At 54.0% G+C, this 17,291-nt stretch carries 14 protein-coding genes; all 14 read right to left on the reverse strand.

Annotated elements, in window-relative coordinates:
- Positions 1 to 6: 6 nt before the first annotated feature.
- The 14 genes from A6A26_RS18230 to A6A26_RS18295 all read right to left on the reverse strand — a co-directional run bounded on the left by A6A26_RS18230 (position 7) and on the right by A6A26_RS18295 (position 17,075).
- Positions 7 to 2,250, reverse strand: a complete 2,244-nt coding sequence (locus tag A6A26_RS18230) for a type VI secretion system Vgr family protein (RefSeq protein WP_063880044.1) — start codon at positions 2,248 to 2,250, stop codon at positions 7 to 9.
- Between the two features lie 11 nt (positions 2,251 to 2,261).
- Positions 2,262 to 3,743, reverse strand: a complete 1,482-nt coding sequence (locus A6A26_RS18235; RefSeq protein ID WP_063880045.1) for a serine/threonine protein kinase — start codon at positions 3,741 to 3,743, stop codon at positions 2,262 to 2,264.
- A 29-nt stretch (positions 3,744 to 3,772) separates the two neighbouring features.
- Positions 3,773 to 6,382 carry a type VI secretion system ATPase TssH gene (gene tssH / locus A6A26_RS18240; protein ID WP_063880046.1) on the reverse strand — a complete coding sequence of 870 codons (2,610 nt, stop codon included), beginning with the start codon at positions 6,380 to 6,382 and terminating at the stop codon, positions 3,773 to 3,775.
- Between the two features lie 53 nt (positions 6,383 to 6,435).
- Positions 6,436 to 7,485, reverse strand: a complete 1,050-nt coding sequence (gene tssG / locus A6A26_RS18245; protein WP_063880047.1) for a type VI secretion system baseplate subunit TssG — start codon at positions 7,483 to 7,485, stop codon at positions 6,436 to 6,438.
- Positions 7,482 to 9,359, reverse strand: a complete 1,878-nt coding sequence (gene tssF / locus A6A26_RS18250) for a type VI secretion system baseplate subunit TssF (RefSeq protein ID WP_063880048.1) — start codon at positions 9,357 to 9,359, stop codon at positions 7,482 to 7,484. Before tssF ends, tssG begins: the two co-directional genes overlap by 4 nt.
- Before the next feature lie 2 nt (positions 9,360 to 9,361).
- Positions 9,362 to 9,937, reverse strand: a complete 576-nt coding sequence (gene tssE, locus A6A26_RS18255) for a type VI secretion system baseplate subunit TssE (RefSeq protein WP_063880049.1) — start codon at positions 9,935 to 9,937, stop codon at positions 9,362 to 9,364.
- Entirely contained in the window at positions 9,927 to 10,754 is an 828-nt protein-coding gene (locus tag A6A26_RS18260) for a type VI secretion system accessory protein TagJ (protein WP_063880050.1), read from the reverse strand. Before A6A26_RS18260 ends, tssE begins: the two co-directional genes overlap by 11 nt.
- Before the next feature lie 16 nt (positions 10,755 to 10,770).
- The gene (locus A6A26_RS18265; protein ID WP_063881200.1) at positions 10,771 to 11,781 is read right to left on the reverse strand and encodes a hypothetical protein; all 1,011 of its coding nucleotides are present in this window, start codon (positions 11,779 to 11,781) and stop codon (positions 10,771 to 10,773) included.
- 10 nt (positions 11,782 to 11,791) lie between these two features.
- Positions 11,792 to 12,583: a PP2C family protein-serine/threonine phosphatase gene (locus A6A26_RS18270; protein ID WP_013026239.1), complete on the reverse strand. Its 792-nt coding sequence runs from the start codon at positions 12,581 to 12,583 to the stop codon at positions 11,792 to 11,794.
- Positions 12,580 to 14,481, reverse strand: coding sequence for a type VI secretion system-associated FHA domain protein TagH (tagH, locus tag A6A26_RS18275; RefSeq protein ID WP_063880051.1), 1,902 nt, complete (start codon positions 14,479 to 14,481; stop codon positions 12,580 to 12,582). The genes A6A26_RS18270 and tagH overlap by 4 nt, the downstream gene beginning before the upstream one ends.
- Before the next feature lie 134 nt (positions 14,482 to 14,615).
- On the reverse strand, positions 14,616 to 15,017 hold the full coding sequence (locus A6A26_RS18280; RefSeq protein ID WP_063880052.1) for a lysozyme inhibitor LprI family protein: 402 nt from the start codon (positions 15,015 to 15,017) through the stop codon (positions 14,616 to 14,618).
- Between the two features lie 109 nt (positions 15,018 to 15,126).
- Positions 15,127 to 15,678, reverse strand: coding sequence for a hypothetical protein (locus A6A26_RS18285; RefSeq protein WP_063880053.1), 552 nt, complete (start codon positions 15,676 to 15,678; stop codon positions 15,127 to 15,129).
- 89 nt (positions 15,679 to 15,767) lie between these two features.
- Positions 15,768 to 16,163 (reverse strand): lysozyme inhibitor LprI family protein, encoded by a 396-nt coding sequence (locus A6A26_RS18290; RefSeq protein WP_063880054.1) that lies wholly within the window; start codon positions 16,161 to 16,163, stop codon positions 15,768 to 15,770.
- 102 nt (positions 16,164 to 16,265) lie between these two features.
- On the reverse strand, positions 16,266 to 17,075 hold the full coding sequence (locus tag A6A26_RS18295; protein ID WP_063880055.1) for a lysozyme inhibitor LprI family protein: 810 nt from the start codon (positions 17,073 to 17,075) through the stop codon (positions 16,266 to 16,268).
- Positions 17,076 to 17,291: the final 216 nt, after the last annotated feature.

Below are 17,291 nucleotides of genomic sequence, written 5' to 3' on the forward strand. Positions count from 1 at the left end.
TCCTCTTTACATAATCATGTGGAGAGCAAACAATGCTGTCCTCAGGCTTCCACTGTCAACACGAGCGGCTTCAACTCTTTGAGCATTAATGATGGTCCGACCGAAAGCAAACCCTTGATGTGATATATTCACACCTGTCATGCCATAGTTGACACCTTTGAAAGCCACACTTCCTACCGAAAATGAAACATATTTACTAATAAAATCCATTGCATCTTGTGCAAAGCTATTTTTTTGGACATCGTTTCTTTCAAAAACAGGTGAATCAATAAAAACTTTAGTACTACTTTTTATAGTAATATCTTGCGGCGATTCAATTTTCACACCTGCGGTTGCACTCTGATGCCATAAGCCATTTACGTTAACATTAAGCCCTCCATTTGTAATGGTCAGTGTATCACCGTTATCTATAGTGGCCGCTCTGCTACCGTTAATGTGTTCTTCATCGTTGCCACTTATTTTTCTGGAAAAATGGCCGTCGAGTTTTAAAAACTTATCACCTGTTACTTCACTGTGGCTCCCACCATTGGAAATGATGGTTTTGCGACCATTTTTTACTTTAACACTTTCACCGTTATTAAAATTTTTTGACTCGAGCTGGTCAACTGTTATCGTCCGCTTCTGTTTATAATGAAAATTCGCATCACCTGTTACTTCGTCACTCTGCTCTTTGCCAATAGTGGTAGTCCGGGATCCATCAATGGCAACGGTCTTATCATTCTCTACCGAAATATTCATGTCTTTCTCAGCATGCATATTCAGCAGTTCACCGCCCGGCTTATCTTCAAAGAACAGATAACTGGCATTGGCCTGATGTCCGTCTTTACTCCGTGTCATAAAGCCCATTCGTGTTGCATCGCCGGGCAATTCCCATGGCGGCATGCTGGCTTCGTTATAAACACGTCCAGTAATAATTGGCCGATCCGGATCGCCGTTAATAAAGTCCACGACGACCTCATCGCCCACACGTGGGATCTGCACCCCGCCGAAGCCCTGGCCCGCCCAGGCGCTTGACACCCGCACCCAGCACGAACTCGTGTCGTCCCCTTTCGCCAGACGGTCCCAGTGGAACTTCACCTTCACCCGGCCGTATTTGTCCGTCCAGATGCTCTCGCCTTTCGGTCCCACCACCTTCGCCGTCTGCGGGCCGTGCGTCTTCGGCCACGGCGTGTCCGGCTTCGCACGGTACGTCACCGCCGCCGGCAGCACCGTGAAGTCAATGTTGTGCCGCGTGGTGCCCACGTCGCCGCTGGCGTAGCTGTTCTCTTCAAAGTCGTAGTGCGCCGACGTCACCAGGTATTTGCCGTTGTCGCTGAAGTGCGGCGCGTTCAGCAGCGAAAAAGTGTACCCCGGCGCGATGCCCGTCGCCGTGCCGCTCCCGCTCACCATGTGGTGCTCCACCTGCCACACCTCCTGGCGGATGCGCGCGTAGTATTCGCCGTGACCGTGCTCCACGAAGCGACCCGGCCAGTCGTACACGTCCACCGAACCCGGGGTCGGCGACACCGGGTTCTGCCGCGCCTGCAGCATCCACGCGTTCGGCTTGCGGAAGTCGTAGTCGTCCGTGCTGTACATCCCCGGCGTCACGCTTTCCGACAGCGCCCACTGGCTCACGCCCTCTTCCGTCACGCTGCCGCCCGACGGCGTCACGTGGTAGGCTATCGTTTCGTAGCCCGGGAACGCCTGATGCTGGTCCGGCGCGTCGCACAGCACCAGCGTGTGCTTGTCCGCCTCGTGACGGAAGAAGTAGTACATCCCCTCCAGCTCCATCAGCCGGCTGATAAAGTCGAAGCTGCTCTCCTGATACTGCACGCAGTATTCCCACACCCGGTAGCTTCCCGCCAGCCGCGTCTCCACGTTTACCCCGTACTCCTTCAGCAGCGTCTGCACAATCTGCGGCACCGTCTGGCTCTGGAAGATGCGCAGGTTGCGGTCGCGCTTCATCGGCCACAGATCCGACTCCACCGTCAGCCCGTACACCGCATAACGCACGCCGCCCAGCTCCTCGCTGCGCACGCCTATCCGGGTGATTTTGCCGTTGATGTAGCGCGGGTTCACCGCGCTCATCAGGCCGTCCGTCGGCAGCGTGAACGTGACCGGCTTGCCCAGCAGCGACTTGCGATCAATGCGCGCGTCGGTGGAGAGCAGTTCCGTCTCCAGCACAAACGACTGGGACAGCGCTTCGCTGCCGCTCAGACGGCGGAACAGCAGCCCTTCCGCGGGAAGTTGTACAGTTATACGTGAGGACATAGACATACCTGTTAACTATGGGGATCAAGTAACCAAACGCCTTCCTGATTAATGGTCAACGTTTGTTCGCGTTCGCCACGCTGGCCTGTCACAGAAAAGGTGTAATTGCCGGGTGCCAGCTGTAGTGCCGCAAAACCGTTGGCTGCCGGAACAACGGCCTGCGGTTTACCATTCACCTCAACACGCTCGCCAGGCTGGAGCTTAATATAAACCTGCGCCACGGGTTCAGGCGGTGGCGCAACCGGTTCCTGCGGTTTTTCCGGTTCGGCCTGTGCGGTCTGGGTTTGCGCTGGCGTTGCAGCCGGTTGTTCGACCGGAGGCTGAGAGGCCACCTGCGTTGCTGGGGCGGTCTCTGTCTGAGCAACGGTCGCAGGCTCAGCAGCCTCTTTATCGCCACTCGCCATCATCAGACCGACGCAAACCCCCACCAGCACGCCCGCCGCGACCAGGCCAGGCAGTGCAAAGCGGTTACGCATCAGTTTTTTCAGCGGCGTTGCAGGTCCAGCCGCTGTCTCATCCTCTTGCTCTTCCTGAACCGGTACCAGCATGGTGCCCGGCCCGCTGTACTTAACTTCAGGCAGCGGTTCAGGTGCTTTTTCTGGCAGGACCATTGAGGCCGCGAAAGCATCAATGCTCTGCGGACGATCTTCCGGTTTTAGCGCCAGCGCGCGATCAACTGCGGCCAGCAAGGTCTGGCTGTAACCGGCCGGCGCGCGTTGCACCAGAGGTTGATAGTTATCTTCAATACTGCGCACCACACTGACCGGCGGCGGTGCGCCAGTGATTAATGTGTGCAGTACAGCGCCCAGGGCGTAAATATCGGTCCACGCGCCCTGCTCGCTTTCATCGTTATCGCTGTATTGTTCTATGGGCGCATAACCCGGACGCAGCATGGTTTCACTTTCATCAGAAAGATTACCGATGGTTTTACGTGCCGAACCAAAGTCCAGTAATACCGGCTCACCGTTGCTCTGGATTTGAATATTATCCAGCGAGATATCACGATGCAGATAGCCCGCATCATGGATCGTCTTGATGGCACCCAACAGCGGTGGCAGCAGGCGACGAATCCAGTTTTCATCAATCAGATGAGGATTTCGTTCACGCATGTTAGACAGCGTCGTGCCACTGTAGAACACCGTGCCCATATAGGCCGTGTCGTTTTGCACCCAAAAGCGCAGAACGTGTAGCAGGTTGGGATGATTAAAACGGGCCAGCAGACGCGCTTCCTGAATAAAGCTGTTCAGGCCCGCATGGAAGGTTTTACTGAAGCGTTCACTTCGCAATACCAGGTTCAGGTCATCGCTGCGCACGGCCAGCGACGCAGGCATAAACTCTTTAATGGCGATATCGCGCTCCAGCTGGTGGTCCCAGGCACGATAGACAATGCCGAAACCGCCGCCACCGATGACATCTTTTATTTCAAATTCATTGAACCGGTAACCAATCGGAAGTGCATTGGGTACATTCTGGTGATTATCATTTTCCGACATATTCGAAAGCTCTCTGATAACAAACGGCTTTAGACAGCAAACTGGCAAACAAACTCGCCCTGATCACAGCTGACCCGCACGCGACGATAACGTTCATCACGGGCATGGGCGCTGAGCAGTATCTGGCTCATCTGCGGCAACAGGGTATTTGTCAGGATGGCATCGACCATGCGACCGCCAGACTCGACTTCCGTACAACGCTGCACGATCTGGCTGACCACCGAATCGTCAATAATGGCTTCAATACCGTGGTTCTCTTCCAGACGACGGACAATGCGCCCTAGTTGCAGCTTAACAATCTCTGCCAGCATCTCATCGCTTAATGGATAGTAAGGCACCACCAGCAAACGGCCTAACAGTGCAGGCGGGAACACCTCAAGTAAGGGTTTACGCAGGGCGGTGCTGAGCGCATCAGGATCGGGCATCAGTTCCGGGTCGGCACAGAGCGCACTGATCAGTTGCGTTCCTACGTTAGAGGTAAGGATGATAATGGTATTGCGGAAATCGATATGGCGGCCTTCACCGTCTTCCATCCAGCCCTTATCGAACACCTGGAAGAACAGCTCATGCACGTCTGGATGCGCTTTCTCAATCTCATCCAGCAACACGACGCTGTAAGGACGACGACGAACGGCCTCCGTCAGCACCCCACCTTCACCATAACCGACATAACCCGGAGGTGCGCCTTTCAGGGTTGAAACGGTGTGCGCTTCCTGGAACTCGCTCATATTGATGGTGATGATGTTTTGCTCACCACCGTAGAGTGACTCGGCCAGCGCCAGCGCGGTCTCGGTTTTCCCCACGCCCGACGGACCACAGAGCATAAAGACACCGACAGGTTTATTGGGATTGTCCAGGCGGGCGCGCGAGGTACGTACGCGTTTGGCAATCAGATCCAGGCCATGCCGCTGACCGATAACGCGCTGGTTCAGCGTGTCCGCCAGGTTAAGCACGGCGTCAATTTCATTTTTCACCATACGGCCCAGCGGGATACCGGTCCAGTCAGAGACCACAGCAGCAACCACGCTGGCGTCCACGGCGGCGAACAGTAACGGGGCTTCACCCTGCACCGCGTGCAGTTTCTGTCGGGTCTCGTCGAGCTGCTCACGCAGGGAGGTTTCCCCTTCCGTGACGCAACGTGCGCGCAGGGCAATCAGCTGTTCGACTAATTCACGCTCCTGCTGCCAGCGCGCGTCCAGCGCATCGCGCTCCGCTTCCAGTGCAGTGCGCTGCGCGGCAATACTGGCCTGACGCGTTTCATCACCCAGCCCCACTTTGGTTTCGCGTTCGGCGATTTCCGCTTCGATTTCCAGCGCAGCCAGACGGTGCAGGCAATCTTCCAGCGCGGCAGGCTGTGCCCCCTGGCTGACGGCAACGCGCGCACAGGCGGTATCCAGTAACGCTACGGCTTTATCCGGTAGCTGGCGAGCGGGAATATAACGGTGAGACAGCTTCACGGCGGCGCTCACCGCCTCATCCAGCAACAGTATCTTATGGTGTTTTTCCAGCGCGCTGACGGTGCTGCGCAGCATCAGGATCGCTTTCGCTTCATCCGGCTCCTGCACCTGCACGGTCTGAAAACGTCGGGTCAGCGCCGGATCTTTTTCGATGTATTTCTTGTATTCTGCCCAGGTCGTCGCGCCGATGGTGCGCAACTGGCCCCGTGCCAGCGCCGGTTTTAACAGGTTGGCGGCATCGCCTGTGCCCTGCTGACCACCTGCCCCGACCAACGTGTGAATTTCATCGATAAACAACACAATCGGCGTCGGGCTGGACTGCACTTCATTAATCAGGGCCTGTAAACGCGCTTCGAACTCGCCTTTCATTCCGGCACCGGCCTGCAACATACCAATATCCAGCAGCCACAACTGTACGTCGCGCAGCGGTGCAGGGACATCGCCGGCGGCAATGCGCAGCGCCAGGCCTTCCACCACCGCCGTTTTACCAACACCGGCTTCGCCAGTCAGTAAGGGGTTGTTCTGGCGACGGCGCATCAGGATATCCACCATCTGGCGGATCTCTTCATCGCGGCCCGCGACCGGATCGATTTTTCCGTCGCGCGCACGGGCGGTCAGGTCTTGCGCATACTGCGCTAAGGTGCTGTCGCCTGCCGCAGGGGGCGCGGCGGCCTCACCGGCTGGCTGCACCAGCGCCTGCTGAACTTCCTTGCTGTTAGCCAGCAAGGTATCAAACTGCTCCAGCAAGGCATCGGCATTCACGCGTGAAAACTGCGCTGAAATGCCCTTCAGGACGCTGGCAAGCGTAAAGGTTTTTAACATTCCAATCAGCAGATGACCGCCACGAATGCGGGTGGCACCGTACTTCAGTGAGGCATAAACCCAGGCGCGCTCAACGGCGCTATCGATGTGTTCTGCGAGATCGGATACTGCTCCAGCGCCGCGCGGCAGGCGGTCCAGTGCAGCGACGATATCCCGCGTCAGCGCGTTTTCATCCAGTGAAAAATGCTTAATCACCTGCTGAAGATCGCCATCCTGCTGCTGCATAAGCTGATGCAGCCAGTGCACCAACTCGACGTAGGGGTTGCCACGCAGTTTACAAAAGGCGGTCGCACTCTCAAGCGAGGTAAATAACAGCGTATCCAGTTTGCCGAATAGCACGGCACGGCTGATCTCTGACATATCGGTTCTCTTTATTGAAAGAAGCGGGCTAATTATCGGGGAAAGCGGTTGGGCTATGACGGCATCGCCTCAACCTCAAAGGCAAAATCTTCACGATCAACGGGCTGCGGTTGCTGTCCAAGCCAACTGGTGTAGCCCAGCCGGGCCGTACCGCCAAGGGTGATTCCCTTAACGGCTTCGGCCGCCAGAATCAGGCTGAGATCCCACTGCATCTCAATGCCCAGATAGTGACGTACCCAGTCACACACTTCGCGCGAGCCCTGTGCCTGGGGTAAAAAGCGTTCATATTGCTCGGCGCTGAGTGGACCGATACGCAGACGAAAACGATGTTGCACATCACGCACAGCCACACCGAGAAAGGCAGATTCGCCAAGGCGCGGCATATGGCGTCCGGCAGACAGCCGGGCCTGATCGCGGCTGTCCAGTGATAACCACTGCGGCACGTTCTGTTGCAGCATAAACGGCACGGCAAAGTAATGACGCAGAATGCGAACCAGTCCTTCCGCATCGTGACCATGGCGACTGAGATGGCCTGACAGCATAAGACGGGCATGTAAACTCAGCGAACTGGCCTGCTGCTGAGCAGGTAAACCAATGCCCGCCACGCAGGCCAGATAATCCTGGAAGCGGCGATCGTCGCGGCGATCCAGAGAACTGGTGGGCTGTGAATTCGCCCAGGCCCGGTAAAACAGTAGCGTGGCACGATGGTGAAACAGATCGGCGAAGGCGCTCAGGCTGTGATCCTGATGGTGATCGATGCGTCCGCGTACATATTCCGTCAGGTGCGTGGGCAAAGGGCCGTTAGGGCCAAACAACCCAAAGCTGTAAATGGAGACGTCGTAGCGTTCGTCCTGCTCACGGGCTTTAACCTGTGACACGGTCGACGGTGCAAAGGCCAGGGATGGCTTTTGTCCAATACGCACGGCTTCAAATTTGGGCAGTGGCGCTTTACCTAAGGCATAACGCTGCCCACTCTGAGCATCCAGCTTGCGTAACAGCTGAAACAGGTCATAGCGCCAGGGCGCGGCCATGACCGCCTGCCAAAAGCCATCAGGCAGGCGAACGGCCCGCTGTAAAGGAATAACGTGCGCCGTCTCACTCATAGCAGGGCCTTTTTACCCATGCGCGGTGGCCAGTAGCCCACTTCGCCGCGCTGTTGGCTGCTCAGGGTGAATTCGGTAAAGCTGTTTAGCGCGACAAGGCGAGAAAAGACCCGCTCCAGCACGCTGCCAAACAGCCACGGGCTGGCACCTGAAAATGCCTGTTCATCGACTTCAAGCGCAATACTGACGCCGCGCGCAAACACCACCGGCCCCGGTTCAGGCACCCGGCGGTGAACGGCTTTGAGGTTGCAGTGACGTATACCGTCAATCTGCCGGGTTAACGGCGTTTCCGCCAGGCTGGCATATAAACTCAGCATCTGGCGCAGTGCAGCCGCGCCTTCGCCATCACTGCTGTCCATCAGGCTCAGATAGTTCATCTGCAGGTGGCTAACCAGTCGCCATGCTGACAGCCCTTCGGCCAGCGCCGGTCGCGGCGGCGTCGGGCCTTTGCACAACTTAAGCTGCCCGACCGGGATGGAGTCCGGCATAACAAAGTTGCCCTGCTCCTGCTGCAACAGCATCAACGGCAGATCACGGCTGGTACACATGACTTCAGCCGACAAATAGCGGATGTCACTGTTCCATGGCGTATGGTTTTGATCGACCAACGAGAGAAACACTTCAGAACCGATATAGCCTGTGCGAGTGCCATAACGCATGGCGTGCTCAGATAATGTGCGCTGCTCACGACGCAGTGAGAAGTAAGCGCCATAATCTCCGCCATCATGGCTGAACGTGCTCCAGAATGGCCGGAAGATCTGCTCCTCGCGCTGCCCTTCCACTGAGGCAAATAAGCGCTTCACCGAATGTATCTCGTAGTCCAGCGGACGAATGTTATCGACCACCAGATGGTATTCATGCTGGCTGTCACTGACCTTAAGCCGCTCGGCCGTTTTGGGGAACAGGTTAATGACCGGTGTGCAATGCAGGGCAAGGTGCGCGCTGTCTACCACGCTTTCCAGTGCCGCATCGGCTTTATCCAGCAAGATGACGATATCGAAAGACTGTGTGGTGTCGCAGCGGCGCAGGAAAGGCGCCAGCTGGCGCAGACTGACAAACTGGAAACGAGCCGGAAAGGCGAAATATTCCTGCAACAGGCGATAACCGTCGAAATTGCGCAGATCGTCTGGTAACAATGCCTGTTCGGGTGCGAAGCCTTCCTGTTGCAGGGCATCATCGGGCAAAAACTGACGTTGCGGTTTTGCTTCCACGGACTGCAGGATGATGCCAACACGGTGCTGCATCAGCAGCTCCATCAGTTTCAGCGCCTGAATATCGGGTCCGCTCAGGAAGAACATGATGTCATCCAGGCTCATCTGGCTCAGCGAGGAAATGCCTTCGCAGGTGATGCGGATACGGAGTGCGCTGGAAGCTGCTGTCGATCCGACCGCTTTCAGTTCGCCTAAAGGGATGTCTGCCGGCACGCCGCCTAACGACACATCGCTGATACGCAGGGGCTGGAGCATGACATCGTGTGCGGTGGTGTAGCTACAGGTAACCCCGGTTTTTTTCAGGTTCTGGCTTTCCATCATCGTGCCGCGCGGCACTAAGAAACCGTTGCTGATATCACCTTTACGGCTGTCCGGTGTGAGCTGTGCTATCGCCATTGAGGGTGTCGGTGAAAGATAGCCCGGTGCCACCATTTCCAGCATCCGCTGGGAAAACCGTGGAAACTCGGCATCCATCTTTAACTGTACGCGCGACGTCAGAAAGGCGAAGCCTTCCATCAGCCTTTCGACATAAGGATCGGCAACGTCAATACCGCGCATGCCAAGCCGCCCGGCGACCTTGGGATACTGGGCAGCAAACTCCGCGCCCATCTCGCGCAGATAGGCCAGTTCACGGTTGTAGTAATCGAGCAGCTTGCTGTCCATGATTAACCTGCATCCTGTAGTTCAAAATGGCCGCTCTCTAAATCAACCTGAGTGCGGAACAGAAACTCCAGCGGGTACGGCACGCACCATAACCGGCCTTTAATCTCAATCGATAACACGTTGTGCAGACTCAGGGAGGTCAGGTCGCTTACACAGCGGACCTGCAAGCCCTGGGGTAAAATACGTGGCTCAAAATGCAGAATGGCATCGGTCATTTTGCGTTGCATATCCTGCCATTCAATATCCGAAATATTTTGTCCCGCCAGCGGTGCCACGCCAAAGTTCAGGACAGAACGCTGTACCTCAGTCAAACCGGTCAGATCGTGCTGCGCCTCGTTATTAATGGTGTTGAATAACCACTGGAGATCGCGCAGAACATTACGCCGCAGCGTACTGTGAGTAATAATGGAACTGTTGCCGGACTCGTTGGTTTTGTCTGGCGCGTCATCCGTCAGTCGATCCAGCAAGGAGGACTGAAGTTTGTCGCGCGCCGTTAGCGTGTCGCGATTTTTGCGCGCACGATAACCGCCATGCAGCTGCGAATAGCCGTCTCCGGACGAATTGTCATTACGACTCATGAGCTAACTCAGTTTCGTTGAAAATAAGCTGTTGCAGTGTCAGTACAGGATAGTCAGCGTCATCACTGAGCCACATCTTTTGCCCGTGTCCGATAAACTGACCGTCTTCGCTGTCTGAAGCCTGCCACTCGGTAACGCTGGCGCGCAGGAAACGTTCGTCTGCCTTGTCCTGTAAAGGATAACGTACCGGAATCTGACAGATCTGTTCACTGCCATCCACCAGCTGCAGCCGGGTATGACGCCAGACCAGATCCGTGACGCTCGCCGGTGCCTGAAACTCCATTTCACTAATCGCAGCGAACGGAATCCAGTAATAACGTCCATTAGCGATGGCTTCACAGACCGGTCCAAAGCGGCTGTCACCGTCCATTATCCAGGCAAACTGGCTTTCCCCTTCCTGAGTCGTGGCGGTGCCGGCACTGGCCTCTGCACTTTCCAGCGCCTGAGCACGCAGTGCCGTACCGGCGGCCTTGTCGCCTGCAATGTCTGCTTTCAGCGCGGCCAGTAAGACTTCGCACCACGGCCAGGCGCTGCCCGGCAGTTGCGGCTCAGCGTCACCGCGCAAAACCGCTGCACGTAGCTGTTCGCCCTCGATGGCCTGTTGCAGCAGGGTCACGGTCGGCTGTGCCTGCGGCAGCATGGCCAGCCAGGATTTTAACTGCGTCTGTGCCCGGCTCCAGTTACCGGCAAGGCATAGCAGCTGTACAAAAGCCGCGCGTAAATCGACATCCGCGGGATTGGCCTGAATTTGCGCAGTGATGCTGGAGAGGTTTTCAGCCAGAGAAGCGCTAGCCAGTCGCTGTTGTAATGAGTCCATTCAAACTCCTTATGCCTTAGTTGATGGTGCGATAGACGGCTGCGGCCGGATCTTTAAGTTCCGGATGCAGTTTTTCCACCAACTGCACTTTGATTGATGCAGGGCTGCTTAACCAGGGTGACCAGATTTTACGGACTTCCTGCAGACGGGCACGCAAGGCGTTTTCGTCCGCGGCTTCACTGGCGGGCATCTCAACGACAACCTGATTTACCGCCTGCCAGCCATTGAACTGTTGATTGAACGGCAACACCAACCAGCTGTCCGGTGATTTTTCATCACTGAGGACCATGCGCTCACTGTTGACGGTGGTGATGGTCAGCTCATCAACCGGCTGTTTATTATTCAGGCCCGACACCGGGAAACCCTGAAGAAAACTCACAGAAACCGATTTAGACGCGTCCTTACCCATTTGCGTTAGCGTGCTGTGTCCGCTTAACCAGCCATCTTTACCACAGGTTACGCCCTGCTTAGCGGGAACAAAGAGCGCACTGGACTGGGCGGGCTGATGCCACCAGGTGCGGAAATGGCAACCATCCAGCAAGCTGAACTGAAGCCATGGCGTCGTATCTGCCGCCGGCGAGTTCAGTACCACCGGGGCGGCAGGTGCGGTCTGGGTGACGGGCTGCTGCTGCACGGACGGCTGCTGCGCAGCCTGAACCGGTTGCACCGCGGCTGGCGGCGTGACCACAGGTTTCCACTGCTGCGCTTTTGCCGCCGTACCCGCAGACAGCGCGCCGCCGTCTGTATCGGTTAATTGCCAGTGCAACTGCTGTAACGGTTTACATTGTGACGCCATTAACCCGGCGACACGGGGCAGAAAATCATTCAGCACCGACGCCTCTTTGTCACCGTGCGTCACAATGCGCAGATTGACCGTGCTCTTACACCAGCTCGAAAGCTGGTTATCTTTTACATCATCAATCCAGACATCCAGTTTCTGAGTTGGCGACTGCACAATGCGATAGTTCTCTGCAAAGGCATGTGTACTCAACAGCAATGCAGTCAGGCCCACTAATCCATATTTCATGTTGGCGTTCTCAATCTCGAAGAGGGAAAAACTGCGCCGCATCAGACAGCGAGTGCAATAAGGTGGTGTCTTCTGGTGAACCTACCCACACAGCCATAGCGCTGAAGTTGTCCTGCTGACCACCCTGCGGTTGGCTGTTTTTGATAATTTGTTGCATCAGGGTCAGCCACTCTTCTGGCGTATTCACCATATGCAATGACTGCTGCATTTGTTCGAGCGTGACGCCATGCCAGAAACCATCCGTGCACAGCAAGAAAGCATCCCCGTCTTCAATAGGCACCACATCGCTGTAGCTGGCATCCCGCTGTTCATCGCCCATGCCTAACGCAAAATAGAGCAGGTTACTGTTAATGCCTTCCGTCTGGTGCCCGGCATCTTTCATTTGCTGGATCAGGCTGTGGTCGGTGGTGACGTGATAGAGATAGCCCCGACGAAACAGGTACAGGCGACTGTCACCTGCATGCGCCCAGTAAGCCAGTTCATAGTCTCTGTCGATAAACAAACTGACCAGCGTTGTCCCCATCCGGCTGTGCTGACTGTTTGCTTTTTGCTGTTGCCGAATCGCGCCATTGGCATAATTCACGTAATCGCGGATGGTTTGCGCATCCAGATGCGCATTCCCATCGAAGGCTTCCATCAGGCTACTGCGTGCAATTTTTGCTGCCACATCACCGCCCGGAAACCCTGCTACACCATCACACACCACAAAGCAGGCTGAACGTTCACCGATGCTCTCACCGGTTTGATCCTGATTGCTGGCGCGATCGCCCTGATTCGACGTGGAAGCAGTAGAGATATTCATGCGTCATCCGTGTGGGTTTGTGAGTCTTTATACTGATTTACTTCCATGTCGTACGCGTGCAAGAAGGCTTCGCCAAACAAGGTATGGAAGTCATCTTCAATTTCACCGGCGGTTTCGCCATAGCGCTGGACAAAATGCTCCCACAACGCGGCTTTACGGCTACCCGGCAGACCAAGGCGCGACACAGAACCCGCCTGGCGAGCTTCGTCTTCAAGTTGATCGGGATTGAAGGATTGCAGCATGGAAGCAATGATGGCGCGAATACCGGCAATCATGCCTAACTGATGCGCCTGCAGATCGATCAGCGCGTCACGCACAGCCTGACGTGGTGGCATAAAGCCGGGCATACGGCTACCAAACATCTGCATCAGGACCGTCTTACCCGACGGCAGGAGCTTGAACGGGTTGTTGGCATCATCCAGGATCACGGTCATGTCGGCTTTCACACCGCGCTTTAAAATTGACCGTGAAGAAAGCAGTGCCACCGTTCCCTGCGAGAACATGCTGAGCATCTGGCCGAACTGCCGCATCTGCTCACGGTCGAACTGCGGCGTCGGTTGCAGGTCCTGTAAACCCATACCTTCCAGTAACGCATCCAGCAACTCACCTTTTAAGGCATCGCCACTGCTGCTGGTACTGCTCTGCTCTGCCCCACCGCTGTTGTTGTGAGAGGCAACCGGATCGATACGCAACCGCCCTTTTGGCGTCGGTGAAGGCGTGCGCTGCACCGCCTGCGGTGTGGGTAAGGTAATGCCGCCATAATCAATCGGACTCTGTGCACCTTCAGGCTGGACAGGCTCCGGTTGAGGATCGAAAGCGGGATCGTGAGTGACCTGCGTTTCCGTGTGATCAAACAATGGCGAACTGCTTAAATCGGCCAACTCAACTGGTGCCGTATCAAGGATATCTGGCATCGGCTGGTGATTTTCTTTGTGCTGTAATGGCACCGCTTGATGGGGCTCTTTCTGCTGTAAGGGTGCAGACTGATGGCTCTCTTTCTGCTGCAAGGGCGCAGCCTCAGGTGAAGAAAGCACCACATCAGGCTGGGCCAGCGGCACCGCACCGCTCATCATTAATCCCAGGGGATCGTCATGATGGCGCGGGTCCGGCGTGGCCTGGCTGCCAAACAGATTTAACGGGTCCACGTCGGTGGACATTTCCTCTATTTTTGGCTGCCCTTGCGCGTTTTGTTTTGCCGACAAGGTACTGGGTGTGCGGTCATCAAAAATGCTTTCCTGAGCAAACAGCGCATCTTCTTCATCAAACAGGCTGCTTGTTTTAGGTTGCTGACCGATATCCAGGGGTTTATCGCTGATCAACTGCGCCAGCGGATCTTCGGGATTACGGTTCGCAGCGGTAGAAGTTAATGGATTCGCTTCAGGCATTTCTGGCGCGGGGCTTTTACGCTTCGATAAGTCGTCAGAAATCGAAAACTCTTTGGCAAGGCTGTCCCAGATCTCGCTTGGAATCGCTGCCGTACTGGCAGCGGCCGGGGCGGCCGAAGCCTGAACAGGGGCCGCATTGGGCACAGCCTGCGGCTTTGGCGCTGCCGCTAACGGTGGCTGTTGCGGTTGCTGCTCGCCATTGAGATCGTTTACCAGCAGGCGATAGTCATCAATGCCGAGAACGTCCCCATCCTGCAACTCCACCTGGCGTCCCCGTTCAAGCGGGATGTCATTCAGCAGCACGCGCGTGACATTGCCACGGTTAGTCAGGCGGCATTCACCCTCAGCAGTGATGTGCACGATAGCCTGCAGGCGGGAAATAGTGCGGTCGTCGTCAGGCAGTACCAGATTATTATCCACGCCTCGACCAATTGTGCCGCCGGGAGGAAGAAAATCAAAACTTGTATGCGGCGGTTCATGGCCGGGTTTAGCGGTTATTATCGTAAAGCGCATCACGGATTCCTGCGGTTAGCTGTTCGACATCTATATCGCGCGTCTCTCGGAAAGAAAGGCGGGATATAGAAGCGTAGTCAATGGTACGGAAGATAAACGCAAACCTAATGTTGCAGATAGCCAGCCCGTGAAAATTAATCGTAGGGCATTTCTGATAATTCTTTCGTGCGTAACTCATCAAGCCTGGTGACGCACTGGTTATTAAATACGGTATGCGCATTGCTGCCTTTATCTGCGGGATGCGCATATAACTGGCACTGCTCGTCACGGTAGGCTAACCAGTGACGCTGGGATTGAATAAACAGGTTCTGGTAGTTCTTTTTAGCTTCAGGTTCACTTTGAAAAACATGTTCGATGCGTTTTTTCGTCGCCCCGTAGGCCTGATTTAAATCGTCTTCTGCCTGCGCCCGGTTATTCTCGGCACAGCTAAACACATCGGCATCACTGGTCTTTTTAGCACAGTCATCAAGGGCGTAGACGGCGGAAGAAAAGCCAAACATGATAAAAGTCACACATCCCAAAAAAGATATCTTCATTTTTTAATATTGACCTGTTTTACAGATGTAAAAGCGCCTTGTTTAACTGATGTCTGGCTACGGTGAGGCACTCGCATATCAGACAGTACAGGGTGTGGCAAGGCGCAACTCAGGGCGTTGTCCTGTAAAGGGTTCGCAGTTCCTTGATCGATTTTGCTCCTGAAGCACCGATTTTCCTCGTCAGTGGCTCATTGATCGTGATCGAGTGATTGGTCAGGTCGACAGAAACGATGATGGCTTCCTGTGCTGTCGCATTGGGAGACGCAACGTCATATATCACCGCGATGATGACTTTATTATCTTTTTCATCGAGCATGCCGACAGCGCGAGTCGCATGACATGTTTCCGCTTCCCAGTCACCAAATCCAATTGTTGGTAAAACACGCTCTGCCTGATGAGCGTTGTTTGACCAGGCGACAAAACACACGTTCTTATCTTGTAAGTCGAAACCCTTCCCGGCAATAAAACTGCCCAGAACTTTGCCTTCATTAACCAGATGAAAACTTTGGTGTGCAACTGGAGAACCGCCCTGAATGCCTTTATCAGACGATAATTTATAAATACTTTTCTGATAGGGCGCATCTGCTGTAGGAGCAAGGGAAAGCGCAGCCAATACGTGAAAAGGAGTTAACAGCGATAAAAACATCAGTACATAACGCATAATATTTTATGTATCCATTAACGTAATGACCACTTGAATGGTGAAAATATCATCGCACCACTATAACGTCATATCAGCTTGTTAAAAAATCAGTATGGCAGCTGTTTAAGTACGGCCGTACGCTCAGTATCCATTCGATAAATGCAGAGATTCGTTGTGACATCGTATGGATTACTGCCTTCTTCTGCAGCAAAAGCTTCAAGATGACATTGACCATCCCTGAATTTAAGCCAATTACGCTGCGTATCAACCATAATCCCGGCATACTGCTCACCCAGTTTTTTTTGAGCGCCGTACATTTGTACAATGCGCTCTCTTGCAAGACCATATTCGTGATTTAATTCTTTTTCAGCCTGGCTTTTATATTTAACAGAACATTGATATAGCTCGGCATCATTACTTGTTTTAGAACACAGCGTTTCTGCGAAGCAGGAAACTGAAAAAACAGCGATTGAAGCCACAAAAAACGCTGCGTAAATTTTCATTACTCACTCGACTCCGAAAGTTTCAGATCTCATCTCATCAGCAAACGCATTAAGGTAAAGAAAGCGCGTTTGCTTATCTTAAAAGACTCACTTAAGCACATTTTATTGCTTTGCCAACTCAACGAGTTCATCAACACGGTCTTGCATTTTTTTCTTAAGGCACGCTGGATTAACAAAACACGCATTTCTTTCGTCAAGCCAGCGTTTCTGTGTTTTACGAAGCTCGACTGAACGTGATTTGACATCAACCCCTGTATTCACAATTTGCTTTAACGCCACATTGTAGGCCTCGGCCACGCTTACATCCCAGGAAGACAGATCGGAATCATGACAGATGGTTTTTTCACTGTCGCTTGTAGCCCTTGCGCAGGCGAACGAAGGTTGCAATGTGGCATTATCAGCGAGTTTTTTTAGTAAAAGATAAGACTGGTTATCCCAGTTCAGGAATATTGACTCTTCATCAAGTTTTACAAGCCAGTGTTCACTATGTTCATCTGAAGGGCTGATTGCCCCATTCTGACAATGAATGCGATAAGGACGAATGTCTAACGTTCCTTTGACGGGAAGAGCATAGCTTTTAGCCGGATCGGAGAGCTGCCCTTCTGTCGTCCTGCTCATCAAAGCGTTTATTGATGTCACGTCCATGGAAACATAATCTGGTAACTCGCAGCGACTAGCTGTTAGTATTGACGTTTTTATTTTATCCGGAGTGAATTCAAAAATACGTCCTCTCAGCGTCGGGTCATCAGAAATTAGCGCCATCAGGTTTGTAGAAGTGGAATCTTCGTTAACATAAACATGTTCAACTTTCCATTTACCATCAAGCTTTAAAACACGTCCCTGTTCAGCAGAACACAGTAACGGCGTAACCAGCGAAGCGATAACAAGTAACAATAAACCGGTTCTCTGCATAATGGACGCCTGAGAGTGAGATACAGAAAAGACATTTATTTTTAAATTCATAATTAGCTATAAGGTACTTTTTTTAACTTGCTGATTCTTTCTTTATCTTGATCCGCAACACAGGCGTTTCTGTATGCCATGCTCGCTTCAGAGTTTTTGCCCACCGCCAGTGAAGCCAATTCACAATCGTTGTCACGATATTTAAGCTATGACCGCTTTGATTCA

It is taken from the genome of Pantoea sp. OXWO6B1 (assembly GCF_001641135.1).
Classification (GTDB): domain Bacteria; phylum Pseudomonadota; class Gammaproteobacteria; order Enterobacterales; family Enterobacteriaceae; genus Pantoea; species Pantoea allii.

Excerpts from the sequence above, each read along its gene's own strand:
- tssG (WP_063880047.1), bottom strand. The coding sequence starts at position 7,485 with ATGAGTGAGACGGCGCACGTTATTCCTTTACAGCGGGCCGTTCGCCTG.
- A6A26_RS18285 (WP_063880053.1), bottom strand. The coding sequence starts at position 15,678 with ATGCGTTATGTACTGATGTTTTTATCGCTGTTAACTCCTTTTCACGTA.
- tagH (WP_063880051.1), bottom strand. The coding sequence starts at position 14,481 with ATGCGCTTTACGATAATAACCGCTAAACCCGGCCATGAACCGCCGCAT.
- A6A26_RS18260 (WP_063880050.1), bottom strand. The coding sequence starts at position 10,754 with ATGGACTCATTACAACAGCGACTGGCTAGCGCTTCTCTGGCTGAAAAC.
- A6A26_RS18235 (WP_063880045.1), bottom strand. The coding sequence starts at position 3,743 with ATGTCGGAAAATGATAATCACCAGAATGTACCCAATGCACTTCCGATT.
- A6A26_RS18290 (WP_063880054.1), bottom strand. The coding sequence starts at position 16,163 with ATGAAAATTTACGCAGCGTTTTTTGTGGCTTCAATCGCTGTTTTTTCA.
- tssE (WP_063880049.1), bottom strand. The coding sequence starts at position 9,937 with ATGAGTCGTAATGACAATTCGTCCGGAGACGGCTATTCGCAGCTGCAT.
- A6A26_RS18230 (WP_063880044.1), bottom strand. The coding sequence starts at position 2,250 with ATGTCCTCACGTATAACTGTACAACTTCCCGCGGAAGGGCTGCTGTTC.
- A6A26_RS18280 (WP_063880052.1), bottom strand. The coding sequence starts at position 15,017 with ATGAAGATATCTTTTTTGGGATGTGTGACTTTTATCATGTTTGGCTTT.
- A6A26_RS18270 (WP_013026239.1), bottom strand. The coding sequence starts at position 12,583 with ATGAATATCTCTACTGCTTCCACGTCGAATCAGGGCGATCGCGCCAGC.
- tssF (WP_063880048.1), bottom strand. The coding sequence starts at position 9,359 with ATGGACAGCAAGCTGCTCGATTACTACAACCGTGAACTGGCCTATCTG.
- A6A26_RS18265 (WP_063881200.1), bottom strand. The coding sequence starts at position 11,781 with ATGAAATATGGATTAGTGGGCCTGACTGCATTGCTGTTGAGTACACAT.
- tssH (WP_063880046.1), bottom strand. The coding sequence starts at position 6,382 with ATGTCAGAGATCAGCCGTGCCGTGCTATTCGGCAAACTGGATACGCTG.
- A6A26_RS18295 (WP_063880055.1), bottom strand. The coding sequence starts at position 17,075 with ATGCAGAGAACCGGTTTATTGTTACTTGTTATCGCTTCGCTGGTTACG.